We start from the raw sequence: 26,861 nt of genomic DNA, 5'->3' as shown, positions 1-26,861 counted from the left end.
AGATAAACGTACGATCGTATCCGAAAGTCCTTGGAGCTGGGAATTATTCTCATCTAAAATCTTTTCCACCGGGAAAGTGAACCTGCAACGCGCCCTCCCCAACGGCCATCGCGGCAGGCAATCCTGCTCCTCCTCCTCCGCTGCCCCCACAGCCGGACTCCACGTACAAGAAAAGTCACAATCCCATGAATCATCTGAGCAAGCTCAAGATCGGGACCCAGCTGCGTCTCGGCTTCGGCATCGTCATCGCATTGATGCTGGTGCTGATCGCCATCGCGCTGGTCCGCATGCAGTCCATCTCCGGCGCGATGCGCTACCAGAACCAGGTCACCGCCAGCAAGCTGGAGCCGCTGTACATCGCCCGCGAGGCACTGGACCAGACCGGCATCGCTGCCCGCAACGCCTATATCTTCCGCGATGATGCCGACGCCACCCGCGAACTGACCCTGCTGGATGAGCAAAAGGCCATCTACCTGGCGGCGCTGCGCCAGCTGGAAGCAGTCATGGCGGGCAATGCCCAGTTCGAGAAGGCCAAAAGCGGCCTCCTCAGCATGGCCGACGAACTGAAGCGGCCGCGCCGCTATCGCGAGAGCGGCCAGATGGAAGCCTATGGCCAGTTCCTCGTGAAGGAATGCAGCCCGCTGCGGCGCCAGATCGTCAGCGACATCGACACCCTGCTCAAGACCGTGCAACGTGAAAACCGGCAAGCCAGTGATGCCGCCGAAGCCCTGTTCGACAGCTCGCTGCGCCTGATCGTGGTGTGTGCCGCGATCATCCTCGCAGTCTCGATCGTCACGGCCTGGCTGATCCGTCGCAGCCTGCTGGGCCAGCTGGGTGGCGAACCACGCTACGCGGTGGAAATCGCCGGGCGCATCGCCGACGGCGAACTGGCCACGCCCGTCCATACCGAACCGGGTGACCGCTCCAGCCTGATCCATGAAATCCGCATCATGCGCGACAAGCTGGCCTCGCTGGTCCAGCAGGTCCGCAGCGGGACCCACACCATCGCCAGCGCCTCGACTGAAATCGCCATGGGCAACCAGAACCTGTCGGAACGCACCGAACAACAGGCCGATACCCTGGAAAAGACGGTGATCGCCATGGATGAACTGAGCCAGGCGGTGCGCCGCAATGCCGACCACGCGCAGCAGGCCGAGACGCTGGCCGCCTCGGCATCGGACATCGCCAGCCAGGGTGGCGCGGTGGTCCAGCAGGTGGTCGAGACCATGGGCGTGATCGATGCCTCCTCGCGCAAGATCGTGGACATCATCAGCGTGATCGACGGCATCGCCTTCCAGACCAATATCCTGGCGCTCAATGCCGCCGTCGAAGCGGCGCGTGCCGGTGAACAGGGACGTGGTTTCGCGGTCGTGGCCTCGGAGGTCCGCTCGCTGGCGCAACGCTCGGCCGCCGCCGCCCGCGAGATCAAGCACCTCATCGACAGTTCGGTGGCCAGCGTGGCCGACGGCAGTCGCCTGGTGCAGCATGCCGGCGGCACCATGCAGGAAGTGGTCACCAGCGTGCAGCGCGTCACCGCCGTGGTGGCCGAGATCAGCGCCGCCGGCCGCCTGCAGTCCGAAGGCATCCAGGCGATGCAGCACGCCATCGCGCGTCTGGATGAAAACACCCAGCAGAACGCCGCGCTGGTCGAACAAGCCGCAGCAGCCTCGCAATCGATGAGCCAGCAGGCCGACCATCTGAACCACCTGGTGGATGCCTTCAAGCTCAGTGCAGCGCAGATGGAAGGTCAGCCGGCGCAGGAGGACGGAGAATACCGCACCATCGATATCACGCCCGCGCGCGCCAGCCTCGGTCTGCGCTGATCCAGGAAGAAATGGAAATAGAAACGCCGCGACCCGGTAACAGGTCGCGGCGTTTCATCTTGTGAGCCGGCCCCTGCGATCAGGAAGGCGCCCCCTTGTCCGCAGCCGAGGCCGAAGCCGACGCGGGCTGGGTCTGCTGGGTCTGCTCGTACCAGCCACCGCCCAGCACCTTGTAGAGCGTGATGCGATTGCTCTGCTCGGTCAGCCGCAGCGAAATCAGGGTCTGTTGCGCCGAATAGAGCGTACGCTGTGCCACCAGCGTCGTGAGGTAGCTGTCGATGCCGTTCTTGTAGCGCGCCTCGGACAGGCGGAATGCCTTGTCGCTGGCGGCGGTCGCCTTGCCCTGGGCATCCAGTTGCTGATCCAGCGTGGCGCGCACGGCCAGCGCATCGGCCACTTCACGGAAGGCGGTCTGGATGGCCTTCTCGTAATTGGCCACGTCGATGTTGCGGGTGATCTTGGCCGCATCCAGGCTGGCGCGCAGGCTGCCGGCATTGAAGATGGGCAGGTTGATGGACGGTACGAAGCTCCAGCTGCCGCTGCCCGCCTTGAACAAGCCCCCCAGTGTACGACTGGCAGTGCCGCCATCGGCAGTGAGCGAGATACTGGGGAAGAAAGCCGCACGCGCCGCCCCGATATCGGCATTGGCGGACTTGAGCGTATGCTCGGCCGCCAGCACGTCCGGACGACGCAACAGCACTGCCGAGGGCAGGCCGGACGGGGTGGAGGGCAGCACGCTGGCGGTTTCCGGCAGGCCGCTGGGCAACAGCGTCGCATCGACATCCGCGCCCACCAGCAGACGCAAGGCATTCAGATCCTGCGCCACCTGGCTGGTATAGCTGGCCACGTCGGCGCGGGCGCTTTCCACGGTGGCTTCCTGGCTGGCCAGGTCGACCCCGGAGACGGTGCCGATCTCGTGACTGCGCTGGCTCAGTTCGAAGGTACGTGACTGGCTGGCATAGGTGTCCTGCGCCAGCTTCAGGCGCTCGCGATCGGAGGCCAGCGTGAGCCAGGCCGTGGCGACCTCGGCCACCAGGCTGATGTGGGTGCTGCGGCGGGTCTCGACCTGGTACTGGTAGGTTTCCAGCGCGGCATCGGAGAGGTTCTTCAGGCGCCCGAAGAAATCCAGCTCGTAGGCGCTGATGCCCACGGTAACGCTCTGCTGGCGCGTCACCGTGGCGCCGCCACTGGTGGACAACTCGGCCGGCGTGCGGCTGGCGCTGCTGGTGCCGGTGGCGGAGATGGCCGGATAGCGGTCGGCATCGGCGATGCGATATTCGGCACGCGCCTTCTCGATGTTCAACGCAGCCACGCGCAAGTCGCGGTTGTTCTCCAGCGCGGCGGCGATCACCTGCTGCAGGCGCGGGTCGAGGAAGAACTCACGCCAGCCCAGCTGGTCGGCATCGATCTCGCCGGCAGCGCGCGAACCACTGGTGACCAAGGGCTTGCCATCGACCTGTTGCGACCAGCTGGCCGGAACCGGCGCGGCCGGTTGCGCATAGTCTGGCGCGAGGTTGGCGCAGCCGGCCAGGGCAGCGCTCAGGGCCAGCGCCAGGACGGTGCGCAGGTGTTTCTCATGAATCATCGGGCGCATCATCACAGGCCCTCCTTTGGCATGGCGTGATCGTCATCCCGGCGCGGTCGGGCCGCGGCGCGGCGGTCCAGCCAGGTGCCGATCAGGTAATAGAACAAGGGCACGAAGAAGATGCCCAGCATGGTGGCCGACAGCATCCCGCCCAGCACACCAGTACCGATGGCACGGCGGCTGGCCGAGCCGGCACCGCTGGCCAGGGCCAGTGGCAGCACGCCGAACATGAAAGCCAGCGAGGTCATCAGGATCGGCCGCAGGCGCAGCTGCACCGCCTCCAGCGTGGCATCGCGCAGACTCTTGCCGGACTCGTGCAACTGCTTGGCGAATTCCACGATCAGGATCGCGTTCTTGGCCGACAGGCCCACCGTGGTCAACAAGCCGACCTGGAAATACACGTCATTGGACATGCCGAAGACACCGGTGAGCAGCACGGTGCCCACAATCCCCAGCGGCACCGCGAGGATCACCGCGAAGGGAACCGACCAGCTCTCGTAGAGCGCTGCCAGGCAGAGGAACACGAACAGGATGGAAATCGCATACAGCATCGGTGCCTGGTTGCCCGAGAGCCGCTCCTGATAGGACGAACCGGTCCACTCGAAACCGATGCCCGCCGGCAGTTGCGCCACCAGCTTTTCCACCTCCGCCATGGCGGTCCCCGAACTCACCCCGGCCGCCGGTTCACCGACGATCTCGAAGGAAGACACGCCGTTGTAGCGCTCCAGCAGCGACGGTCCATAGGTCCATTTGCTGCTCATGAAGGCCGAGAACGGCACCATCTGGCTGGCCGAGTTGCGCACATACCAGCGGTTGAGGTCATCGGCCTGCATGCGGAACGGCGCATCGCCCTGCACATAGACCTTCTTGACCCGGCCATTGCTGAGGAAGTCGTTGACGTAGGTACCGCCCATGGCGGTGGCCAGGGTGGCATTGATATCGGCGGTCGCAATCGACAGCGCATCAGCCTTGCGGTCATCGATGGCCACGCGCAGCTGCGGCGTATCGTCCAGGCCGGTGGTGCGCACGTTGGCCAACAGCGCATTGCTGCGCGCCAGCTGCAGGAACTGGTCGCGTGCCTTCAACAGGGCATCGTGACCCACACCACCGACGTCCTTCAGTTCGAGGTCGAAGCCGGAACTCTGACCCAGGCCACGCACCGCCGGCGGGTTCATCAGGAACACCCGCGCGCCACGGATCTTGGACAGGTCCGCATTGGCACGACGCACCAGAGCCGAGGCCGACTGGTCAGCCCCCGTGCGCGCATCCCAGGGCTTGAGGCGGATGAAGGCCCGCGCACCGTTCTGGCTATTGCCGCCCACGCCGGCACCGACGATGGCCAGCACCGAATCGACCGACTCCTGCTTGTTCATGAAGTATTCCTGCACGGTCTTGACCACGGTGGCGGTCTGCTCGGCCGTGGCGCCGGTAGGCAGCTGGATCTGCGCCATCAGCACGCCCTGGTCCTCTTCCGGCAGGAAGGAAGTGGGCAGGCGCATGAACAGGATCGCCATGGCCGCCGCAATCAGGGCATACATCAGCAGGCCGCGCTTGCCACGCTGCAGCAGGCCGGCCACGCCACCCTGGTAGCGTGTGGCACTGCGATCGAAGGTGCGGTTGAACCAGGTGAAGAAACGGCCCTGCTGCACATGGCCGGCGGCATGGGGCTTCAACAGTGTGGCGCACAGCGCCGGGGTCAGGGTCAGCGCCACCATCACCGACAGCGCCATGGCCGAGACGATGGTGATGGAGAACTGGCGATAGATCACGCCGGTGGAGCCACCGAAGAAGGCCATCGGAATGAACACCGCCGACAGCACCATGGCGATGCCCACCAGCGCGCCGGTGATCTCCTGCATGGACTTGCGGGTAGCCTCACGGGGACTGAGTTTTTCCTCGCTCATCAGGCGTTCGACGTTCTCGACCACCACGATGGCATCGTCCACCAGCAGGCCGATGGCCAGCACCAGGCCGAACATGGTCAGCGTGTTGATCGAATAGCCGAACATGGCGAGGATGCCGAAGGTCCCCAGCAGCACCACCGGAACCGTGATGGCCGGGATGAAGGTAGCCCGCAGGTTCTGCAGGAACAGGTACATGATCAGCACCACCAGCACGATGGCTTCGATCAGGGTCTTGACCACCTCTTCCAGGGACACCCTCACAAACGGCGTGGTGTCATAGGCAACATTGGTCTTGAGCTTCATGGAGGCCGGGAAGTACGGCTCCAGCTCGGCCATCTTCTGCTTGACCGCATCGGCCGTGGCCAGCGCATTGGCGCCGGTGGCCAGCTGGATGGCCAGCGCCGAGGACGGCTTGCCGTTCTGCTGCGAGGCCACCTGGTAACTCTCGCCACCGAGCTCCACCCGCGCCACGTCGGAAAGCTTGACCAGCGAACCATCGGCCGATGACTTGACGATGATGTTGCGGAATTCATCGGGCGTGGTCAGCTTGCTGCGCGCGGTGATGGTGGCATTGATCTGCTGGCCGGGCCGGGCCGGCAGCGCACCGATCTCGCCAGCGGAGACTTCGGTGTTCTGGGCTTCCAGGGCGCTGGTGACGTCGGACGGCATCAGCGCATATTTCTGCAGCTTGGCGGGATCGATCCAGATGCGCATCGCATAGTTGGTACCGAAGGCGGTGACGTCACCCACACCCTCGACCCGGCTGATCTGGTCGGTCAGGGTGCTGCTGATGAAGTCGCCGATATCGATGCTGGTGATGCGCGGATCGTCCGAGGTCAGCGACAACACCATCAGGATGTCGGTGGACGCCTTGGTGACGGTCACGCCGTTGTTCTGCACCGCCTGTGGCAGCCGCGCCGTGACCTGCTGCAGCTTGTTCTGCACCTGCATCTGCGCCACGTCCGGATTGGTGCCGGCAGTGAAGGTGAGCGAGACCGTGGCGCTGCCGGCCGAGCTGGAGCTGGCCGACATGTATTGCAGGTTGTCCAGGCCCTTCATCTGCTGCTCGATGACCTGGGTCACCGAATCCTCCAGGGTCTTGGCCGAGGCACCGGTATAGGTGGCCTTGATGTTGACCTTGGGCGGAGCGATGTCGGGATACTGCTCCAGCGACAAGGAACGGATGGCCATCAGGCCACCCAGCATGATGATGATGGCGATGACCCACGCGAAGATGGGCCGGTCGATGAAGAAACGTGCCATGTGCGCCCCGCTTACTTCGACTTGGCGCCGGTGGCGTTGTCGGTGGTGGTGGCGGGGCTGGCGGGGCTGGCAGCGTTATTGCCAGCGTCTGTATCAGCGTTGTCGGCATCGCCTCCCAGTGAGGGATCAGCAGCGGCGGCGGCGGCCTCGCTGGCCAGGTCCTTCTTCAGGCTGTCGGTGATGTCAATGGCACGCGGGGTATCGCCGGTGCGCACCTTCTGCAGGCCGTCGACGATGAGCTTGTCACCCTCCTTCAAGCCCTTGCTGATCCACCAGTTGTTACCCACTGCACGCGCCACGGTGACCAGACGCTGCTCCACCTTGCCATTGGCGCCCAGCACCAGGGCCGTTGCCGCACCGGTCTGGTCACGACTGACCGCCTTTTGCGGCACCAGCAGGGCATGCTCGTCCACGCCCTCCTCCAGCACCGCCCGTACATAGGCGCCCGGCAGCAACACACCGTCCGGGTTGGGCACCACTGCGCGCAGGGTGATCATGCCGGTACCGGTATCGACCGACAGGCCGGTGAATTCCAGCCGGCCGGTGCGGTCGTAGGCGGAGCCGTCTTCCAGCAGGATCTTGACCTGGGCGGCGTTATCGCCGCTCTTGCGGATCTGGCCGCTGGCCAGTTCGCGGCGCAGACGCAGCAGATCCACCGTGGACTGGGTGACGTCCACGTAGATCGGATCGATCTGCTGCACGGTGGTCAGCGCCGTGGTCTGGCTGGCGGTGACCAGCGCGCCGGGCGTGACCGAAGACTTCTCGATACGTCCGGAAATGGGCGAGAGGATCTTGGTGTACTGCAGGTTGATGGCCGCCGTCTGCACCGCCGCCTTCTGCACCTCGACGTCGGCCTGGTTCTGGCGCAGGGTGCTCTGGGCGTCGTCGTTATCCTGTTTGGAAACGGCGTCGATCTTGTTGAGTTCGGCGTAGCGCTGGGCCTTCAGCCTGGACGAAGCCAGCGTGGCCTCGGCCTTGAGCAGCGATGCTTTGGCACTGTCGTAGGCCGCCTGGTAGCTGGCCGGGTCGATCTGGTACAGCGGCTGACCGGCCTTGACCTTGGCGCCCTCCTTGAACAGCCGCTTCTGGATGATGCCGCCCACCTGCGGGCGGATATCGGCGGCCAGGTAGGCACTGGTACGGCCGGGCAATTCGGTCGTCACTGCCTGTCGCTGGGCCTTGACCACCACGTAACCGACCTCGGCCTGGGCTGCTGCCTTGGGCGCCTCGCCGGAGCGGGAGCAGGCCGCCAGGGTCACGGCCAGCAGGGCGGCCAGGGTCAGGGTGCGCAGCAGGCGGGGTGGATTCTGGCGCAGCAGGGGCAAGGCTTGGGAGCGGAAATCGGGCATCTGGGCGGCTTTCTGCCAGGAACACCTGCCGCCATGGGCAAGTAATCCGGGCGCAATGAGCTATCGGACCTGTGATTATGGAAAGCAAATGTGAAGGAAATTTGAGCGCAGCCACTTTCTTCCCGGAATGAAACAGATCACTCCCCGGCCCTCGCCGCCATGCGACTATCTTGTTAAGCTGGCGCCTTGTCCTGTCATTCCCGGCTCCCGTGTTCAAGTCCATCGCCCACTCGCTGGCGGCGCTGTCCGACCGCTTCTTCCACCGCGCCAACATCCGCCTGAAACTGTTCTACGCGATGCTGGCGCTGATCGTGGCGCTGATCGCCGCCATCAATGGCGCCGGGCACTACATCTTCAATCGCGACTTCCTCGGCTATCTCAACGAACAGGCCCAGCAACGCATGGAAGACATGGTGCCGCGCCTGGAGCAGGCCTATCGCGAGCATGGCAACTGGGACTTCATCCGCGGCCAGCCACGGGTCTGGTTCGAACTGATGAAACCGGCCATCGTCGAGCACAACGGCGTAACACCCCCGCCGGGACCGCCGCTGACCGCCTCCGACCTGACCGGCGCCACGCTGCGTTTTTCCTTGCTGGATGCCCATCGGCAGCTGGTGATCGGTTATCCCAACATCGGTCCCGATGCGCGCCTGCGACCGCTGCTGCTGGACGACGTGATCGTGGGCTGGGTGGCGCAGACGCCCTTCGAAAACGTGATCGGCGCCATCGACCTGCGCTTCCAGCAGAGCCAGTTCCTGGCCCAGCTCATCATTGCGGTGGTGGCGGTGATGCTGGCGGCGTTTCTGGTGGTGCGCATCTCCGGCGTGCTGACGCGCCCGCTCACCCGCGTGGCGCGCGCCACCCACCGGCTGGCCGGCGGCGACTACGCAACCCGGGTGGAGGTCGAGTCCGGCGATGAAGTGGGACGACTGGCGCAGGACTTCAACCAGTTGGCCATGACACTGGAGCGCAACGAGCAACTGCGGCGCGAATTCATGGCGGACGTCTCGCATGAGCTGCGCACGCCGCTGGGCATCCTCAACGGTCAGCTGGAAGCACTGGAAGACGGCGTCATGCAACCGGACGCGCAGACCCTGCGCTCGCTCAAGAGCGAGGTGGAACATCTCAACAAGCTGGTCGGCGATCTCTACGACTTGTCGCTGGCGGACGCCGGTGCGCTGGCCTATCGCCAGACGGACATGGATCTCTTGCCGCTGTTGCGTACCAGCGTGCAGGTCTATGGCGAGCGCTTCAGCCAGCGCGGCCTGACCCTGACGGCACAACTGCCGGCGGCCATGCCGGTGCATGCCGATGGTGCGCGCCTGCAGCAACTGTTCAACAACCTCTTCGAAAACAGCCTGCGCTATACCGATGCCGGCGGCGGCATGCACCTGCAGGCCAGCCTGCAGGAACAGCACTGGCATCTGGTCTTCGACGACAGCGCGCCGGGCGTGCCGCCCGAGGCGATGGCGCGCCTGTTCGAGCGTTTCTTCCGGGTCGAGAGTTCGCGCAATCGCGCAAGTGGTGGCGCCGGACTCGGGCTGGCGATCTGCCGCCGCATCGTCGATGCGCACCGGGGCAGCATCGCGGCCAGTGCCTCGCCCACGGGAGGCCTGCGCGTCACGGTGGTGCTGCCGGCGCGGTTCGAGGAGCAGTCATGAGCGAAACCTTCCACTTCCAGCCGCCCCAGAGCGCCGACATCCTCATCGTCGAGGACGAGCCCAAGCTGGCCGAACTGCTGCAGAAATATCTCGCCGCAGCCGGCTACCGGTCACGCCATGTGGCGCGGGGCGATGCCGTCGTCGAGGCGGTGCAGCAGCAGCGCCCGGACCTGATCCTGCTCGATATCATGCTGCCGGGAATGGATGGCTGGGAAATCTGCCGTCGCCTGCGCAGCTTCTGCGACGTGCCCATCCTGATGCTGACCGCCCGCGCCGAAGAAGAGGATCGCCTGCGTGGTCTGGAACTGGGCGCGGACGACTACATCAGCAAGGCACCGTTTTCGCCGCGTGAAGTGGTGGCGCGGGTCAAGTCCATGCTCAGGCGCAATGCGCTGGTGCAACGCGCACAGGCACCGACGAGCCCAACCGCTGCGGAGTTGCTGCACATCGACGAACTGCGGCACCAGGCCAGCGTGCGCGGCGAGCCGCTGAACCTGACGCCACTGGAACTGCGCCTGCTCAAGACCTTCGCCGCCGCACCGGGCCAGGTATTTTCACGCGAGCAGTTGCTCAACCACCTGCACGACGACGACCGCCCGGTCACCGACCGCGTCATCGATACCCACATCAAGAACCTGCGGCGCAAGCTGGAACCGTTCTTCCCCGGTCATAACGCGATCCAGGCGGTGTACGGGGTGGGGTATTGCTTCGGGTTGCCGTCGCAATGAGTCCATCGTAAACGGCGTACGCATGACCACCTTGGCGGTCATGCAAACCTCGTATGTAGGTTTCAGCGCTGGATCTTGAACACGCTGACCACCTGCGTCAGCCGTCCGGCCTGGTCCTGTAGCGACTGCGCGGCGGCAGCGGCTTCTTCCACCAGCGCGGCGTTCTGCTGCGTGACTTCGTCCATCTGGGTGATGGCGCGGTTGATTTCCTCGATGCCGGTGCTCTGCTCGTGGCTGGCGGCGCTGATCTCGGCCACCACGTCGGTGACGCGGCGCACGCTGGCGACCACCTCGCTCATGGTAGCGCCGGCGCGCTCGACCAGCTGGCTGCCGGCGCCGACCTTTTCCACCGAATCATCGATGAGCTGCTTGATCTCCTTGGCCGCCGAGGCCGAACGCTGGGCCAGTGAGCGCACTTCCGAGGCCACCACGGCGAAACCGCGGCCCTGCTCGCCGGCACGGGCCGCTTCCACCGCCGCGTTCAACGCCAGGATGTTGGTCTGGAAGGCTATGCCGTCGATCACGCTGATGATGTCGGCAATGCGGCTGGAACTCTCGGTGATGCCTTCCATGGTCTGCACCACCTGGTGCACTACTTCGCCCCCCTGGCTGGCGATGTCGGAGGCCGAGGCCGCAAGCTGGTTGGCCTGGCGGGCGTTGTCGGCGTTCTGCTTGACGGTGGAGGTCAGTTCTTCCATGGCCGAGGCGGTCTCTTCCAGGGAGCCGGCCTGTTGCTCGGTGCGCGAAGACAGGTCGAGGTTGCCGGTGGCGATTTCCTGCGAGGCGGTGGTGATGGCATCGGTGCCGGTGCGCACTTCGCAGACGATCTTGTGCAGGCTGTCATTCATGGCGCGAAGGGAATGCATCAGCATGCCCGTCTCGTCCTTGCTGTGGGACTGGATTTCCACCGTCAGGTCGCCTTGGGCCACCCGCTCGGCCACGCTCACCGCTTCGTTCAGGGGACGCGATACCGCGCGTGCCACCGCTGCGGCCAGGGCAAAGGCAATCACCACGATGGCCACCAGCAGGCCGATGATCCACTTGCGCGCAGCGTCGAACACGTCGCTGGCGTCCTGGTCGGAGCGGGCGCTGCCGGCGTCGTTGATCTTGACGATCTCGTCCATGTTTTCCAGCATGCTGCGGAAGGTCTTGTTGGAGTCGCCCTTGAACATGGCGCGGGCGTCTTCTTCCTTGCCTTGGCCGGAGATGTCGGCGAGCTTGCGGTTGATCTCAAGATAGCTGGCGAAATTCTTGGAGAATTTTTCGTAGACCAGCTTTTCCTCGGCCTCCGAAATCTGCTTTTCGTAGGTGGCGCGCTGCTTGGCCAGGATCTCCAGGCGCGACTTGATGGCCTTGAGCGCATCTTCGCGTTCGGCAGGGTTGGCCGCGGTGATCATCTGCAGTTCGGAGATGCGCATGCGCGGCAGGGACGCCTGGATCGCCTGCGCCGCCTTGATGGTCGGCAGCCAGTTGCTGGCCATGTCGGTGGAGGCCTGGTTCACCGCCTTGAGCTCGCGGATCGCAAAGATCCCCAGGATGACCGTCAGGATGATGACGGCGGCAAAGGAAAGGATCAGTTTCCGGGCGATCTTCAGATTGTTGAACCAGTTCATGTCTGCCTCGTTATTCTCACAGTGCTGGAATGCAGAGTCGATTCTAGGCAGGTCGTGAACGGGCCATATCGCTGATTACGCGGGGGTTTACCGGGCAATTGCCGTACTTGCCATGCAGAACTGACAAGCCTGTCAGCAAGCGGCTTTCCGGCCGATCAAACTGGTCAGGCCATCATATCAGTCGTTCTCTTGCGGCGATAAGATTGGCAATTGAGCAAGTGCCGGTGCCGACGAGCTACCGACCTGCAGCGCACTCTCACGACGATCCTGCCAGTCTCCACCGAGCGCTTTGATGAGGAACACCGACACCAGCAGCCGTTGACCCATCAATTGCGCCGCCTGGCGCTCGCTGTTGAGCAGGGACTGTTGCGCGGTGATTACATCGAGATAGGGCGTGGCACCACCTTCGTAGCGGCTGGTGGCGATGTCCAGCACCCGACGCGCACTAGCGATGGCCGACTGGGATTGCCGATAGGCACGGTCCAGGGCCGCGATACCGGTGATGCCATCTTCCACTTCCTGCATGGCGGTCAGCACGGTGCGCCGGTAACCGGCCACGGTAGCCTGGTAGCCAGCCTTGCTGAAGTCCACGCCGGCGCGCAGGCGGCCGGCATCGAACAGGCTTTGCGAGGCCGATACTCCGAGTGACCAGAGCACGCTGGGCGCGTTGAAGAGCGCGCCCCAGTTGCGGCTGTCCACGCCATACGAGGGTTGCAGCATGAAGCTGGGATAGAAGGCCGCGCTGGCCACACCGATCTGGGCATTGGCGGCAGCCATGGCACGCTCGGCCGAGGCCACGTCAGGGCGACGCTCCAGCACGTCCGAGGGCACGCCCAGCGGAATCGCCGGCAAGGCGATCGGCGCCAGCGAGGGGGCGATCGCAAAGCCCGGGGCGGGGGTGCCGGTCAGGGTAGCGATGGCATGCTCGTACTGGGCGCGCTGGCGGCCCAGGAGGTCGACCTGGGTCAGCGTGGTGTCGAGCAGAGCCTGTTGCTGGGCCACGTCCAGTCCGGAAGTGGCGCCCAGGTCGTGCCGCGACGTGGCCAGGTCCAGCGCCTTGCGCTGCAGTTCGATGGCGCGCCGGACCACGTCCAGTTCGACATCCAGTTCACGCAGGTTGAAATAGTTGCTGGCCAGGTCGGCGCTGATCAGGAGGCGGGTGTTTTCGAGATCGGCAGCCGATTGCTGGAGGGTGGCGCCGGCCGCTTCCACCGAGCGTCGTACCCGGCCGAAGAAATCCAGTTCGTAACTGACAGTCAAGCCCAGCGCGAAATCGTTTTGTACGGTCGCGTAATTGGGCGAATTGTAGTTGGTCAGCGGCCGGTTGGCCGAGATGCGCGCACGCGCGGCACGGCTGCTGATGCCGACCTGCGGCGCCTGCGCCGCTCCGCTCACATCCAGTTGCGCCCGTGCCTGGGCCAGCCGCGCCGTGGCAATCGCCAGCGTCTGGTTGCCGGCCAGCGCCTGCTGCTGCAGGGCATTGAGCTGGGCATCGCCGAAGCGCTCCCACCAGGGGCCGCGCGCGACCTCATCCTGCGGCTGCATGCTGCGCCAGGGGGCTTCCGGCGTCCAGGCGGCGGGCATGTCCAGCGTCGGCTTGACGTAATCGGGGCCGCTGGCGCAGGCAGCGAGCGCCAGGGCGCAGGTCAGCATGACCAGGACGACCGGCGGGCGGCGCAGCTTCATGATGCGGCCTTCTTCGCTGGGGCGGCCTGCTCCAGGGTGGGTTCGACCTGGTCACCTTCGGACAGCGAATCGGAGGGATTGAGGATCAGTTTTTCCTTGCCGCTCAAGCCCTCCAGCACTTCCACAGTGAGCCCGAAGTTGCGCCCCAGCCTGACCTTCTTGAGCTGTACCTTGTTCTGCTCATCGACGGCCGCCACCAGCGAACCATCGCGCCGGAACATCAGGGTATCGGCTGCGACCAGCAGCGCGCCGCTGGGTTTCAGGGGCAACGCCACCTGTACGAAGGCGCCGGGCAGCAGCGCGTTATCGGCATTGGCCAGGGTCACCTCGATCTGCATGGAACGGGTCGCCGTATCGATCGACCCGGCGGTGCGCGCCACCTTGCCTTCGAACTTGCGGCCACGCAGTTCGGACTGGGTGACCGTGACCTGCTGGCCCGGCTTGACCAGGTTGGCATAGGACTGCGGCACGTTGACATAGACCCGCAGCGGATCGGTCTGCGAGAGCACGAACAGCGAGCGCCCTGCGCCCGGATCGATCAGGTCGCCCACGTCCACGTTGCGGCGCGTGATGATGCCCGAGAACGGTGCCACGATGCGCTTGAAGCCCTCCACCTGGCGCAGCCGTTCGACGTTGGCGTCGGCTGCCGCCAGGTTGGAGCTGGCCTGGGCGAAGGCGCTGCGGCGTTCATCCAGTTCCTGCTGCGAGACCGCATCCTTCTTGCGCAGGGCCTCCCAGCGGGCCATCGAGCTCTTGGCCAGTTCCATGCTGGAGGCGGCCTGCTGACGGGCGGCCAGGGCCTGCGAGAGTTGCTGGTCGATTTCCGGGGTATCCAGCTCGGCCAGCAGCTCGCCCTTCTTGACCTCGGCGCCGATGTCCTTGTACCAGCGCTTGAGGTAGCCGCCGGAACGCGCCGAAATGGGGGACTGCACAAAGCCCTGCAAGGTCCCCGGCAGGGCCAGGGTCTGGCCATCGGCGCTGCTGCGGGCTTCGGTCACGCGCACGAACACCTTGGCGCGCTCGGCGGTGCCGGCTTCCAGGGCGCGTGCGTTGGCCGTGCGGCTGATGATGGTACGCGCCGCGCCTGCGGCCAGCAGGATCAGCACCACCACCAGCACCAGCCGGGCGCGCTTCATCATCTGCTGGCGCTGTTGCGGCTCGCCCTCGGAAAGAGGGTGGATGCCGAGTTCGGAATGACGGTCATGCGACATGGTTCAAGACTCCTGATGCGCGGGCCCGGCCACGGGATGGCGGCGCTTCTCGGCGCGGCGGGCCAGTCTCTGATGCACGCCGGCAAACACCACCGGCACGAAAAACAAGGTCGATACGGTGGCCAGCATGAGCCCACCGATCACGGCACGCCCCAGCGGCGCGTTCTGTTCGGCACCCTCACCCAGGCCCAGGGCCATGGGAATCATGCCGATGATCATGGCCAGTGCCGTCATCAGCACCGGGCGGATACGGGTGGAGCCGGCTTCCAGCGCGGCCGCCAGCGGGGTGGCACCCTCTTCCCGGCGCTGCCGCGCAAAGGCCACGATCAGGATACTGTTGGCGGTGGCCACGCCCATGGTCATGATGGCGCCGGTCAGGGCCGGCACCGAGAGCGTGGTGCCGGTGATGAAGAGCATCCAGGCGATGCCGGCCAGCGCGGCGGGCAGCGCGGCGATGATGATGGCGGCATCGATCCACGACTGGAAGTTGACCACCACCAGCAGGTACACCAGCACGATGGCCATGGCCAGGCCGACGCCCAGGCCGATGAAGGAAGACTGCATGGTTTCCACCTGGCCGCGGATCACCACCTGGCTCCCACGGGCCAGCCTGGGCTTGATCTCTTCCACCAGGGCCGTCACCTTGCCGGCCACGCTGGCCAAGTCGGTCCCCTGCACGCTGACATAGACATCGATGGCCGGCGAGATGTTGTAGCGCGAGGCCACGGCCATCTGGCGTCCGGCATGCACATCGACCAGGTTGCCCAGCAGTTGCGGTGGGGTGGTGGCATTGGCGCCCGCCCCGACCGGGATATTGAGCAGGGAATCGAGCGAATCGACCTGGTATTGCGGGGACTGCACCGCAATGCTGTAGACCACACCGTTATTGGGATTGAGCCAGAAGGCCGGCTGCGTCTGTGAACTGCCGGACAGGGCGATCAGGAGGTTCTGGCCGACATTGGAAGCCGACAGGCCGAACTGCTGCAGGCGCGTGCGATCCATGCGCAGGTCCAGCGAGGGGCCGTCCAGTCGCTGGTGCACGTGGGCGTCCACGGCGCCGGGAATCTGCCTGATCTTGCGCGTCAGCTCAGCCGCCAGGCGCGCATTGGCTTCCATGTTGGGGCCGGTGAATTGCACGTCGATGGCCGCGGGCAGGCCGAAGTTCAGGATCTGGGTGACGATGTCGGCCGGCTGGAAGAAGAACTCGATGCCGGGGAAGCGGCGCGGCAATTGTTCGCGCAGCATGGACACCAGTTCCTCGGTGGGGCGATGGCCTTCCTTCAGGGCCATCAGGATTTCGCCGTCGAGGGTGCCGATGGTGCCGGCATTGCTGTAGGACAGGTTGATGCCGGAATTGGGCACGCCCAGGTTATCGAGGATGGTCTCCAGTTCGGAGGCCGGGATCAGGCTGCGGATGACGCGCTCGACCTCGTCGGCGGCACGCGCGGTTTCCTCGATGCGGGTGCCGGTGGGCATGCGCATGTGCAGGCGGATCTGGCCGCCATCCACGTTGGGGAAGAAGTCGCGGCCGAGGAAGGGATACAGCAGGCAGGACAGCAGGCAGAACCCCAGGAAGCTCAGCGCGAAGCGGCGCCGGTGCGCCAGCAGCGAGGACAGCACCAGCGTATAGCCATGGCGCACCCGCTCGAAGCGGTTGTCGAAGGCGCGGTACAGGCGCTGCAGCAGACTGGCCTTGGCGCTGTCGACCTGGCCGTGGCTACCCATGAGCAGCATCACCAGGGTCGGTACCAGGGTGCGCGAGAGGATGTAGGAGGCGGCCATGGCAAAGACCACGGCTTCGGCCAGCGGCACGAACAGGAAACGCGCCACGCCGGAGAGGAAGAACATCGGCACGAACACGATGCAGATGCACAGCGTGGCCACGAAGGCCGGCACACCGATCTCGCCGGCGCCGACGGTGATGGCGTCGTGCAGCGGCTTGCCCAGGTGCAGGTGACGCTCGATGTTCTCGATGGTGACGATGGCCTGGTCCACCAGGATGCCCACCGAGAGCGCCAGGCCGCCCAGGGTCATCAGGTTCAGGGTCTCGCCCAGGGCGGCCAGCATCAGGATCGCCGCCATGATGGACAGCGGAATGGTCAGGCCGATGATGAGCGTGCTGCGCCAGTTGCCCAGGAACAGCAGCACCATGGCCGCCGTCAGGCCGGCGGCGATGAGCGCCTCGCTGATGACGCCGGTCACGGCCGCCTTCACGAACAGCGACTGGTCAAACAGCGGCGTGATCTTGATGTCTTCAGGCAGGGTCTGGGCCGCGGTGGGCAAGAGCTTGCGCAGGTTGTCCACGATGTCCAGGGTGGAGGCGCCGCCGTTCTTCAAGATGGACAGCAGCACGCCGCGCGCGCCGTCCTGGCGCACCACGTTGGTCTGCGGCGAGAAGCCGTCGCGCACGTTGGCCACATCCTTGAGGTAGATGGTGGCGCCGTTGGTGGTGCGCACCGGCAGTTCGTTGAGACCGGCCACGGCTTCGGGCGAACCGTTGATCTTGACCGAATACTCGGTGCCGCCGAACTTGGCCGTGCCGGAGGGCAGGATCAGGTTCTGCGTATTGATGGCGTTGACCACGTCGATGGGGGCCAGGCCACGCGACTGCAGGGCCTGGGTATCCAGGTCCACGGAGATCAACCGGCTCTTGCCGCCATACGGGTAAGGCACTGCCACGCCGGGAATGGTGACCAGCTGTGGACGCAGGGTCTGGACGGCAGCATCGAACACGGTCTGCTCGGGCAGCGTGGGCGAGGACAGTGCCAGTTGCATCACCGGGATACTGGAGGCGGAATACTTGATCACCAGCGGCGGCGTGATCCCCGGCGGCAGCTGGCGCACCTGGGTCTGCACCGAGGCCACCACCTGGGCGATCGCCTGCTGGATATTGGCCTTGGGCTGGAAGAACACCTTGATCACCGACACCCCGGCCAGGGATTGCGACTCGATGTGCTCGATATCGCTGACCACGGTGGTGAGCCCGCGCTCGTTCTGGGCGGCGATGCGCTGCCCCATCTCCTGCGCCGACAGGCCGTTGTAGTTCCAGATGATGGAGACCACCGGGATATTGATCTCGGGGAAGATGTCGGTGGCCATGTTCTTCAGCGTCAATGGCGTGGCCAGCACGATCAGCAAGGCCATCACGATGAAGGTGTACGGGCGGCGCAACGCCAGCGCGACCATGTTCATGAACTGCTATCCCTGTAAGGCGGGCAGGATCGACCGGGCAGCCTGCGTCTGCAGCTTGCCCATGCCATGAACCGGCGCCCCGTGCGGCCCCGGCCGTCCTCTCCTGCTGTGCTTTGTTCTATGTGGCGCAGGCTGGCGCTTTTCCCCGGTCGCCGGTCTGCGTTCCCTGAATCCGATGAGCTTGCCGGGGCCCGGTTTTATTCTTCGTGGGCCGTGCGGCGAGGGCTATTGTAGCGGCCTCGGAGCCGCCTTGCAGAAGGCTTTTCGACAAATCGCTTTCTGACGGAAATGTCAGCGAAGGACTTCTCACCGGCTGCAAGCACAACCGGAAAATCGCCACATGTGGCGACCGGCAGGAACCGCGCCGCTATGGCACACTGCCCTTCCCTTACCTTGTCCCCGCACTCTCCTGCATCATGGAATTCCTGCGCCAGCGCATCGAAGCCAATGTCCTCTCCATCAGCCGCGGCCCTGGCAGTGCCGACTTCCTGCAGCCGCCAGGTGATCCCGGCCTGTTCGGTCCGGATTCTGCAGCCTGGCAGGTCCACAGCGATTTCACCTCCATGTTGACGGGCGGCGTGGCGGCCCTGCTGCTGCAGATGTTGCATCCGCTACCACTGGCCGGGGTGTGGGATCACTCCAACTTCCAGGCCGACATGCTGGCGCGCCTGCGCGCGACTGCACAATTCATCGCCGGCACCACCTTCGGCAGTCGCGCCGACGCCGAGCGCCTCATCGAGCGGGTCAAGCGCATCCATCTCGTGGTCAAGGGCGTGGCGCCGGATGGGCGCGCCTATTCCGCCAGCGATCCTGATCTGCTGACCTGGGTGCATGTGGCCGAGGTGCATTGCTTCCTGCAGGCTTATCTGCGCTATCGTCGGCCGGACTTTCCGGCGGTGCGCCAGGACCAGTATTTCGGCGAGATCGCCCGGGTCGCCGAGGCACTGGGCGCGCGCGAGGTACCGCGTTCGCAGATGGCAGTGGACGGATACATCCAGGCGATGCGCCCCGAACTGCGCTGCGACGAACGCACCCGCAAGACCTTGCAGCTGGTATTGAATGCCCCCGCGCCGAACGCGCTGGCGCAGCCATGGACGCGCCTGATGATGCGCGCCGGAGTGGACCTGCTGCCGCCCTGGGCGCAAGAGATGCTGGGGGTCACACCGCGTCCGCCGTGGCGTCGGGAGCTGCTGCGACGCTCGGTATTGGTGGCCGCACAGCCACTGCGCTGGGCGGTGCGCAACGGTTCCATCCATCTGGCAAGGCGGCGCATGGGCTTGCCGCCGTACGGCTGAAGGCCGCTCTTTCAGGGCTGACGGACGCTGCGCAGGTAGGCCAGGATGTCGTCGATCTGGCGATCGCTGCCGATGCCCCAGAAGCGCATCTTGTTGCCCGGCACCACCTCGCTGGGCGCCTTGAGGAAGGCGCGCAGCTTGTCCTCGGTCCAGACGAAGCCGGCACCGGCCATGGCCGGCGAATACTTGAAATCTGCGGTGGAACCGGCCTTGCGGCCGATCACGTTGCTCAGCTGCGGACCGAAGCCGGCGCGTGCCGAGGGTCCGACTGCGTGGCAGCTGGCGCACTTGGCGAAGGCAGCGCGCCCGGCCACGGGGTCGCCTGCCGCCTGGGTCAATAGAGGGATGAGGGCAAGGACAACAATCAGCAAGGAGGTCAGGCGCATGGACATTCCGGTCAGTCGGCTACCGCAGGCGCGGAAGCGCCCCGGATCACGAAATGGCTGGCCTCAATGCCCGATTTCTGAAGAAAGGCGAACACCGAGTCAGCCGTGGTGGTCTCGATTCTATCGCTGAAGCGCAGGGCGTTGGGATGGTCGTCGAATGCGATATTGGCCTTGAACATGCGCCCACCCAGGCGCGTAAGCGGCCCCAGGTTCAGCGTATCCGGGGTGTAACCCTTGGCCCTGAGCCAGGCCTGGGCCTGCTCGCGAGTCTCGATCTGCGACTCCAGCGCCCGTGCCAGGGTTTCGTTGACCCACTGATTGGACTGCTGGTAGCGGGTGGCCCAGGGATAGGCCAACATGTTGTAGTGCGGCTCGTGCATGCGCGTGGCCTGAGCACGATCGATGGCCGCGCGCAGCGCATGCTGTACCTCCGGCTGCGGCACGCTGACGTAGGCCTCCAGCAGGAAAGGGCTGTCCATGAAAAACTGCCCCATGCCCTGCTCGTAGATACTGCTCACCGCGGTGCCGCATTCGTTGAGCTTGTGCACCACATACCAATGCACCCCGTCGCGGTAGGCAAAGGCCAGGTGCGAGTAGCGCTGCCGGTACTGGCTCAGGTCCTGACCGACGCGACCGATGATGACCACGTCGGCGGTACTGGCGTCCAGACGCTGTACAGTCTGCACGGCCATCTCCAGCTGCTGACGCATGGCGTCGACCTCGGGAAGCTTCTGTTCGCAACTCCGCCCGGCATGGGCGGCCAGTGGCAGCGTCATGCCCAGAGATAGTGCGAGGACAGCAGCCAGGCGCGTGAAACGTTGGAGAGAGGTGAAAAGAACACGGGACGATCGCACGATGGGCTCCGGTTCAAGACAGTTTTTCGCTCTTCAAGAGAGCCTTGCCCATCGCCGTGGGAATGATCGCCAGCACATTGCCGGCGGCGACCAGCAAGGTCCCCGATGTAGTGGTGACAAAGCGCAGCGATTCACCCACGCCGAGCGAGGCCGCCCCGCTGATATTGCGGCCCACGGTGATCGAGCCGCTAACGCCATCGCTTACCCTTTCCACCACATAGTACGTGCCGTCGAGCGAAGCCCAGAAATCCGTCAACTTGTAGTCACTGATGTCGGAAATGAAGGCAACCGGCGCCATCACCGACACCACTACCAGTCCGGTGGAGAGATCCCGATCGCTGGACTGGGCATGCACCGGCGCAGCCAGTAAGGCGGAAACCAGCGACAGGGACAAGGCCAGACGGCGCAGGATTGGGCTTTTCATGATGGACTCCTTGGAAGTTTGGAAGCTGTCCGCCACCGTGGCGAGACAGCGGGACGCAATGTAGCAATGCGCCGCCCCGGTGTTGAGCCGCTCGTCTTGAAGAGCAATTCCTGCTGCGATCGGTATCGAAATACAATACCGCAGCCTTTCGTCGTATCGCTGATCTTTCAGGAACAAGGAGAACCGCCATGGCCCAGGCCGACGCGCTGATCAACGCTTTGAAGAACGTGCTCAAGGCACGCGGCATCACCTATGCGCAACTGGCCAAGGGGCTAGCCCTGAGCGAAGCCAGCGTCAAGCGCATCTTTGCCGAGCGCAGTTTTACGTTGGAGCGACTGGACCAGGTCTGCACCCTGCTGGGTCTGCAGATCAGTGACCTGGCGCGCATGGTGGTGAGTGAACAGCCGGTGCCTTCGCGCCTGAGCGTGGAGCAGGAGGCCAAGCTGGTGGCCGATCCCCGGCTGCTGCTGGTGGCGGTGCATGCTCTACACCAGTGGACGCTGGAGCAGATAGTGGACAGCTTCGCCCTCACAAGGGCGGAGTGCATCCGCCTGCTGGCGCGGCTGGACAAGCTGGGCATTCTCGACCTGCTACCCAACAACCGCATCCGCGTACGGGTGGCACCCGATTTCACCTGGCTGCCGGGCGGCCCGATCCAGCAATATTTCCGCGCCCAGTTGCGCAACGATTTTTTCAATTCGCACTTCGACCAGCCCGGCGAAAAGATGATCTTGGTGAGCGGCACGCTCTCGGAAGAGAGCAATACCGTCGTGCAGCGGGCGATGAACCGGATTCGTACCGAATTCCTTGCGGCCCACCATCAGGACCTCGGTCTGCCACTGGAGCGACGCAACGGAACGGCCCTGATCGTGGCGCTCAGGCCATGGACGCCGCCGCAATTCCGGGAGTTGCGACGGCCGCCAAAGGACTGACTAGTCCGACGCGGCGACCCCATGATCACGCCGCTCCGCCAGCCATCCCCACACCAGCAGCGCCACCACGGCAATCCCGGTCAGCGCGGCAAACGCGGCGCCATAGCCGTAATGCTTGGCAACCACCCCTGCCAGGGCCGGGCTCAGCGCCGCGCCGACCGACTGGATGGTGGTGACCGCGCCCAGGCCGATGTTGATATGGCCGCTGCCCTGCAGGATGCGCGCCACCGAACCCGGCAAGGCCACGCCCAGCAGGCCGGCACCGACGCCATCGAGCATCTGCACCGGCAGCAGCGCCCAGGGCGAATCCCACACGCCGGCCACCAGGCCGCGCACCGGCAGTGCCAGCAGGGCGATGGTGATGGGCAGCCAGTAGCCCTGGCGCTCAGCGAAGCGGCCTGTCAGCAGCGCCGTGGGGATCATCACCAGCTGCGCCACGATCACCGTGAGCGCGGTATAGAGCGCCGGATCGGCACCGCCACGCGCCACCACCGACTGGCTCAGCAAGGGCAACATCGCCGCATTACCGAGATGGAACAACATCATGGCCAGGGCCAGCAGCATCAGCGGGCGCGAGGCGACCAGCACGCGCCAGGTGGAGACCTGCGGGTCCGCTGCAGCGCGTTCCGGGTCCAGCCCACGGGCGACGTCGTGATCGATGTCCTGCGGGCGGATGCGCGACAGGCAGACCAGCGAAGCCAGCGCCATCACCGCCATCAGTACGAACACCGCCGGCAGGCCCCAGTAGTAACCGAGCGCACCGGCCAGGGCCGCCGAGAAGACATTGCCGGCGTGGTTCCAGGCTTCGTTGCGCCCGAGCTGGGCGGGCAAACCCTGCTGACCGACGATGCCCAGGGTGAGGCCGGCGATGGCCGGGCCGATGACGGCGCCGACGATGCCGGTGCCAACCTGGGAAATGGCGGTCAGCGTGAAACTGGGCGCCACCAGCAGCAGCAAGGAGCCGGCCACCACCAGCACCGATCCCAGCCCGACCACCAGGCGCTTGGCGCGCACCGCATCGGTGAGCGCGCCGGCCGGTGTGGTGGCGAGCATGCCGGCGATGCCGCCCAGCGTCATCACATAGCCGATGTCGTCGGCGGCCCAGCCCTGCCCCATCAGGAAGACCCCGAGGAAAGGCCCGAGACCGTCGCGCACGTCGGCCAGGAAGAAGTTCAGCCTGGACAGCCAGGCGATGGAGCCGGCCTTGGCGTTCATCCTATCGGCCCCTTGAAGATGAAGAAGGCACCCAGGCAGATGCAGCCAAACCCGACCAGATGGTTGATGGTGAACTGCTCACCCAGGTAGAGCACCGAGAAGATCGAGAACACCACCAGCGTGATCACCTCCTGCATGGTCTTGAGTTCGGCGGCGTTGTAGACGCTGTGGCCGATGCGGTTGGCGGGGACGGCGAAGCAGTATTCGGCCAGGGCGATCATCCAGCTGACCAGGATCACCAGGTACAGCGGACGGTTCTCGAACTTGAGATGGCCGTACCAGGCAAAGGTCATGAAGACGTTGGAGATGATCAGGAAGACGATGGGAAGGACTTTGGGCGACATGTTTTTTGTTCTTTATGAAAATGACGACAAGGAGGAAAAGAGGCGCAACCGATGGCACAAAGCCATCCGCTGCGCATCGACGGGACCATCAGTGACGCAGCCAACTCGACCAACTCAGCCAGGCAGGGCAGCCTCAGCGCACCCGGCTGTACAAGGGTTGCACGCTGTCCGCACTGGCACCGACATCAATGGCCTCGATGGCGGTACCCATGCTGTTGCGGGTGCCCAAGCCATTGGCAGCAAACGGCGCGCCGGGTTCCAGCGACATGCGCACGCTGTCGGGCGCAAAGCGGGCGATGCTGCCGTCATCGAGGATGACGCCGTTGGCTTCGCCACGCGGGCCGGTGAGGACCATGGCGATCTTGCCGCGCACCGACAGCTGGCGTAGTTGCGCCGCGCGCAGATGGGGCGGCAGCGGCGGGTTGGCGTCGAAGGCGGGCGGACGGTCGATCACGGTCTGGCCGGTGGCGAGATTGACGATGGCATCGGCCTTGATGGTGCCGGCCCCTTCAGCCTGGCCGAACACGCGCACCGACTGCCCCGGCTTGACCACACCCTGCAAGGTCTGCGACAGATGCGGCGGGAACTTGACCACGGTGCGCTCGCCCACCAGCAGGCCATCGACCTCACCATAGGGATTGATCAACAGGCGGCTGACGCGGCCTTCGGTGACCGGGGCCTGGGCCGTCAGGGCGGCTTCATAGGTGGCTGGTGGCGTTTGCACGGCAGGCGGCGCCATGCCCGCAGCGGGGACCGGACCGGGCAGGGGCGCCGGCGGGGGTGGCAGTGCCTGGGCATGGGCGGCCACCAGCGAAGTCAGCACGGCCAGGGTCGAGGCAGCCGCCAGCGAGCGCAGCGAGGCTGAAAGCGGGGATGAAGAAAGATTCATGACAACTCCTTGAGGGGTGAGAGGTATTCCCTCTTTTGCAAACCCCGTGCCCGCCACGAATCCCTTTATATTCAATCACTTAGGAACTCGGCTTGCGAACAGGTGTCCGTTTCCGTGACACTTCAACGTCCGCAAACGGACACTGTCCGCCGCCATTTTTTACACAGGAGCCCCCCATGTCCCTTTCCTCGCCCGCCTCCTCGCCTTACCTGACCCTGGCCGTGGCCATCGTGGCCGAAGTCATCGCCACCACCGCCCTCAAGTCTTCCGACGGCATGACCCGCGTGCTGCCGGCCCTGGTGGTGGTGCTCGGGTATGGCCTGTCCTTCTATTGCCTCTCGCTGACCCTGCGCAGCATGCCCACCAGCGTCGCCTATGCCATCTGGTCGGGGGTGGGGATCGTGCTGATCACGCTGGCGGCCTGGCTGATCCACCACCAGCGCCTGGACGGGCCGGCAGTGGCCGGGATCGCCCTGATCGTGGCCGGGGTGCTGGTGATCAACATCTTTTCCAGCAGCGCCGCACATTGAGGGGGTCGCGGGACCGGTGACGGGATCCGGTCAGGATGTCCGAAAACACCACCTTCTGCGTCATTCCGGAAATCGGCCGCCGCCATAAGATGCTCTCCATCGCAACCGACAACCCCAAGGAGAACATCATGACCCAGTCCCAAGCCACCACCCAGCGCGGCACCGCCCTCATCACCGGCGCTTCGTCCGGCATCGGCGCGCTGTATGCCGACCGCCTCGCCCGCCTGGGCTACGACCTGATCCTGGTGGCCCGCAACCGCGAGCGCCTCAATGCCCTGGCCCAGCGCATCAGCAACGACACCCGCCGTACCGTGGAAGTGCTGGAAGCCGACCTGGGCCAGGCCCAGTCGCTGGCGCTGGTGGAAGACAAGCTGCGCAGCGATGCCAGCATCACCCTGCTGGTCAACAATGCCGGCATCGGCACCCACACCCCGCTGCTGCAGAGCAATGTCGATCACATGACCGACATGATCGCCCTGAACGTCACCGCACCGACCCGCCTGACCTATGCCGTGGTCCCCGGCTTCGTGGCACGCGGCCAGGGCGCGATCATCAATATCTCCTCCATCGTCGGCGTGGCGCCGGAGGTACTCAACGGCGTCTATGGGGGCAGCAAGGCCTTCGTACTGGCTTTCTCGCAATCGCTGCATCATGAACTGGCGGCCAAGGGCGTGCAGGTGCAGGCCGTGTTGCCCGGCGCCACCGCGACCGACTTCTGGGCCATCGGCGGACTGCCGGTGGAACACCTGGACCCGGCCATCGTCATGCCGGCCGACCAGATGGTCGATGCCGCCCTGGTCGGCTTCCAGCGCGGCGAACTGGTGACCATCCCGTCGCTGCACGAGGAAGACGCCTGGACCCGCTTCGAGACCGCCCGCCAGGGCCTGGCCAGCAAGCTCTCGGCCAATGTCCCGGCAGCGCGCTACACGGCCGCGCACTGAGTTGCCCTGAGCTGCCCTGAGCTGCACTGTATTGATCCGCTATCGCGGCCGACCTGACTGCAGCCAATCCAGACACCAACGATCCGATCCGGAACGACTGCCCCTGCGCAGTCCTCCACAGCCCCCTTACGACCTTCTCTTCAGAAAGGCAACATCATGAAACTTACCGACAACGTCATCTTCATCACCGGCGGCACGTCTGGCATCGGCCGCGCCCTGGCAGAGGCCTTCCACAAGCTGGGCAACCAGGTCATCATCGGCGGCCGCCGCCAGGCGCTGCTGGACGAAGTCACCGCCGCCAATCCGGGCATGGAGGCAATCGCCTTCGACGTCTCGGAGCTGGCCAGCATCGAAGCCGCAGCCGCCACCCTGAAGGCGCGCCATCCGGGGCTCAACGTGCTGATCAACAATGCCGGTATCATGCCTTTCGACGACGCCGGCGGCATCATCGACGATGAAGTCAGCCGCAACATCATCAACACCAACCTGCTGGGCCCGATCCGCCTGAGTTCGGCCCTGATCGACCTGCTCAAGGCCCAGCCCAGCGCCACCATCATCCACAACACCTCGGTGCTGGCCTATGTGCCGCTGGCGGTGACCGCCGTGTATTCGGCCACCAAGGCAGCCCTGCACTCCTACGCGCTGTCGCAGCGCTTCATGCTGCGCCAGACCAACGTGCGGGTGCAGGAAATCGCACCGCCCTGGGTCGACACCGACCTGGTCAAGAAGAGCGGTGATCCGCGTGCCATGCCGCTGGATGCCTTCATCGCCGAAACCATGGCCAAGCTGGCCAGCGATGACGAGGAAATCCTGGTCGAAGCCATCAAGCCCTTGCGTGACAACCCGGGCGCCAACGAGCACGCACTGGTCAACGGTTTCAACGAAGCGCTGATCGCCAACCCGATCCCGGTCTGAGCCGCTCTTATCCGACCTCATCCGGTCTCATCCGACCTCCCGGCAGCGGCCGGTCTGCGGCGCCAGCAATCACCTGCTGCGCCGGGCAGGCCGGCCGCCCCACCTTGCCAGCGTCAAATAG

General features: G+C 65.2%; 21 protein-coding genes. 8 read left to right on the top strand and 13 right to left on the bottom strand.

Annotated elements, in window-relative coordinates:
* The first annotated feature begins 185 nt into the window (after nucleotides 1–185).
* The gene (locus HFRIS_RS00285; RefSeq protein ID WP_006461179.1) at nucleotides 186–1,823 is read left to right on the top strand and encodes a methyl-accepting chemotaxis protein; all 1,638 of its coding nucleotides are present in this window, start codon (nucleotides 186–188) and stop codon (nucleotides 1,821–1,823) included.
* Nucleotides 1,824–1,902: 79 nt separating this feature from the next.
* On the opposite strand, the gene HFRIS_RS00280 is transcribed toward HFRIS_RS00285, so the two are convergent.
* Genes HFRIS_RS00280 through HFRIS_RS00270 form a run of 3 tightly spaced genes read right to left on the bottom strand, consistent with a single transcriptional unit; the run spans nucleotide 1,903 to nucleotide 7,924 of the window.
* Nucleotides 1,903–3,420 (bottom strand): efflux transporter outer membrane subunit, encoded by a 1,518-nt coding sequence (locus tag HFRIS_RS00280; RefSeq protein ID WP_006461178.1) that lies wholly within the window; start codon nucleotides 3,418–3,420, stop codon nucleotides 1,903–1,905.
* Nucleotides 3,420–6,575, bottom strand: a complete 3,156-nt coding sequence (locus HFRIS_RS00275) for an efflux RND transporter permease subunit (protein ID WP_006461177.1) — start codon at nucleotides 6,573–6,575, stop codon at nucleotides 3,420–3,422. Before HFRIS_RS00275 ends, HFRIS_RS00280 begins: the two co-directional genes overlap by 1 nt.
* A gap of 11 nt (nucleotides 6,576–6,586) precedes the next feature.
* Nucleotides 6,587–7,924: an efflux RND transporter periplasmic adaptor subunit gene (locus HFRIS_RS00270; protein WP_006461176.1), complete on the bottom strand. Its 1,338-nt coding sequence runs from the start codon at nucleotides 7,922–7,924 to the stop codon at nucleotides 6,587–6,589.
* Nucleotides 7,925–8,133: 209 nt separating this feature from the next.
* On the opposite strand from HFRIS_RS00270, the gene HFRIS_RS00265 reads away from it, so the two are divergent.
* Both HFRIS_RS00265 and HFRIS_RS00260 read left to right on the top strand, forming a co-directional pair.
* The gene (locus HFRIS_RS00265; RefSeq protein WP_006461175.1) at nucleotides 8,134–9,585 is read left to right on the top strand and encodes an ATP-binding protein; all 1,452 of its coding nucleotides are present in this window, start codon (nucleotides 8,134–8,136) and stop codon (nucleotides 9,583–9,585) included.
* Nucleotides 9,582–10,313, top strand: coding sequence for a response regulator (locus tag HFRIS_RS00260; protein ID WP_006461174.1), 732 nt, complete (start codon nucleotides 9,582–9,584; stop codon nucleotides 10,311–10,313). The genes HFRIS_RS00265 and HFRIS_RS00260 overlap by 4 nt, the downstream gene beginning before the upstream one ends.
* A 62-nt stretch (nucleotides 10,314–10,375) precedes the next feature.
* On the opposite strand, the gene HFRIS_RS00255 is transcribed toward HFRIS_RS00260, so the two are convergent.
* The 4 genes from HFRIS_RS00255 to HFRIS_RS00240 form a co-directional block, all read right to left on the bottom strand.
* The gene (locus HFRIS_RS00255; RefSeq protein WP_006461173.1) at nucleotides 10,376–11,926 is read right to left on the bottom strand and encodes a methyl-accepting chemotaxis protein; all 1,551 of its coding nucleotides are present in this window, start codon (nucleotides 11,924–11,926) and stop codon (nucleotides 10,376–10,378) included.
* Between the two features lie 177 nt (nucleotides 11,927–12,103).
* Nucleotides 12,104–13,612, bottom strand: coding sequence for an efflux transporter outer membrane subunit (locus HFRIS_RS00250; RefSeq protein ID WP_006461172.1), 1,509 nt, complete (start codon nucleotides 13,610–13,612; stop codon nucleotides 12,104–12,106).
* Nucleotides 13,609–14,823, bottom strand: a complete 1,215-nt coding sequence (locus HFRIS_RS00245) for an efflux RND transporter periplasmic adaptor subunit (protein ID WP_006461171.1) — start codon at nucleotides 14,821–14,823, stop codon at nucleotides 13,609–13,611. The genes HFRIS_RS00250 and HFRIS_RS00245 overlap by 4 nt, the downstream gene beginning before the upstream one ends.
* Nucleotides 14,824–14,826: 3 nt before the next feature.
* Complete coding sequence (locus HFRIS_RS00240) at nucleotides 14,827–18,015, bottom strand: efflux RND transporter permease subunit (RefSeq protein ID WP_006461170.1); 3,189 nt, start codon at nucleotides 18,013–18,015, stop codon at nucleotides 14,827–14,829.
* 416 nt (nucleotides 18,016–18,431) lie between these two features.
* On the opposite strand from HFRIS_RS00240, the gene HFRIS_RS00235 reads away from it, so the two are divergent.
* Nucleotides 18,432–19,310: an oxygenase MpaB family protein gene (locus HFRIS_RS00235; RefSeq protein WP_006461169.1), complete on the top strand. Its 879-nt coding sequence runs from the start codon at nucleotides 18,432–18,434 to the stop codon at nucleotides 19,308–19,310.
* A gap of 11 nt (nucleotides 19,311–19,321) precedes the next feature.
* Here the strand turns inward: HFRIS_RS00235 and HFRIS_RS00230 are convergent, their stop codons facing one another.
* The 3 genes from HFRIS_RS00230 to HFRIS_RS00220 form a co-directional block, all read right to left on the bottom strand.
* Complete coding sequence (locus tag HFRIS_RS00230; protein ID WP_006461168.1) at nucleotides 19,322–19,696, bottom strand: c-type cytochrome; 375 nt, start codon at nucleotides 19,694–19,696, stop codon at nucleotides 19,322–19,324.
* Between the two features lie 11 nt (nucleotides 19,697–19,707).
* Nucleotides 19,708–20,472 (bottom strand): DUF2145 domain-containing protein, encoded by a 765-nt coding sequence (locus HFRIS_RS00225; RefSeq protein WP_051110857.1) that lies wholly within the window; start codon nucleotides 20,470–20,472, stop codon nucleotides 19,708–19,710.
* Between the two features lie 91 nt (nucleotides 20,473–20,563).
* A complete protein-coding gene (locus HFRIS_RS00220; RefSeq protein ID WP_006461166.1) occupies nucleotides 20,564–20,974 on the bottom strand; it encodes a hypothetical protein in 411 nt (136 codons plus the stop codon).
* Between the two features lie 188 nt (nucleotides 20,975–21,162).
* Between HFRIS_RS00220 and HFRIS_RS00215 the strand changes: the two genes are divergently transcribed.
* Nucleotides 21,163–21,906, top strand: a complete 744-nt coding sequence (locus tag HFRIS_RS00215) for a helix-turn-helix domain-containing protein (protein ID WP_006461165.1) — start codon at nucleotides 21,163–21,165, stop codon at nucleotides 21,904–21,906.
* On the opposite strand, the gene HFRIS_RS00210 is transcribed toward HFRIS_RS00215, so the two are convergent.
* The 3 genes from HFRIS_RS00210 to HFRIS_RS00200 form a co-directional block, all read right to left on the bottom strand.
* On the bottom strand, nucleotides 21,907–23,121 hold the full coding sequence (locus tag HFRIS_RS00210; protein ID WP_006461164.1) for an MFS transporter: 1,215 nt from the start codon (nucleotides 23,119–23,121) through the stop codon (nucleotides 21,907–21,909).
* On the bottom strand, nucleotides 23,118–23,465 hold the full coding sequence (locus tag HFRIS_RS00205; protein ID WP_006461163.1) for a DMT family protein: 348 nt from the start codon (nucleotides 23,463–23,465) through the stop codon (nucleotides 23,118–23,120). The genes HFRIS_RS00210 and HFRIS_RS00205 overlap by 4 nt, the downstream gene beginning before the upstream one ends.
* Before the next feature lie 133 nt (nucleotides 23,466–23,598).
* Nucleotides 23,599–24,354, bottom strand: coding sequence for a hypothetical protein (locus tag HFRIS_RS00200; RefSeq protein ID WP_006461162.1), 756 nt, complete (start codon nucleotides 24,352–24,354; stop codon nucleotides 23,599–23,601).
* A 176-nt stretch (nucleotides 24,355–24,530) separates the two neighbouring features.
* On the opposite strand from HFRIS_RS00200, the gene HFRIS_RS00195 reads away from it, so the two are divergent.
* The 3 genes from HFRIS_RS00195 (at nucleotide 24,531) to HFRIS_RS00185 (ending at nucleotide 26,740) form a co-directional block, all read left to right on the top strand.
* Entirely contained in the window at nucleotides 24,531–24,884 is a 354-nt protein-coding gene (locus tag HFRIS_RS00195; RefSeq protein WP_006461161.1) for a DMT family transporter, read from the top strand.
* A 128-nt stretch (nucleotides 24,885–25,012) separates the two neighbouring features.
* Nucleotides 25,013–25,825, top strand: coding sequence for an SDR family NAD(P)-dependent oxidoreductase (locus tag HFRIS_RS00190; RefSeq protein ID WP_039873842.1), 813 nt, complete (start codon nucleotides 25,013–25,015; stop codon nucleotides 25,823–25,825).
* Nucleotides 25,826–25,981: 156 nt separating this feature from the next.
* On the top strand, nucleotides 25,982–26,740 hold the full coding sequence (locus HFRIS_RS00185; protein ID WP_006461157.1) for an SDR family oxidoreductase: 759 nt from the start codon (nucleotides 25,982–25,984) through the stop codon (nucleotides 26,738–26,740).
* The last annotated feature ends 121 nt before the right edge of the window (nucleotides 26,741–26,861 follow it).

It is taken from the genome of Herbaspirillum frisingense GSF30, assembly GCF_000300975.2.
In the GTDB taxonomy this organism is placed as follows: domain Bacteria; phylum Pseudomonadota; class Gammaproteobacteria; order Burkholderiales; family Burkholderiaceae_D; genus Herbaspirillum; species Herbaspirillum frisingense.
The sequence above is the reverse complement of the archived record's forward strand: the minus strand, read 5'-3'. Positions and strand labels throughout refer to the sequence as shown.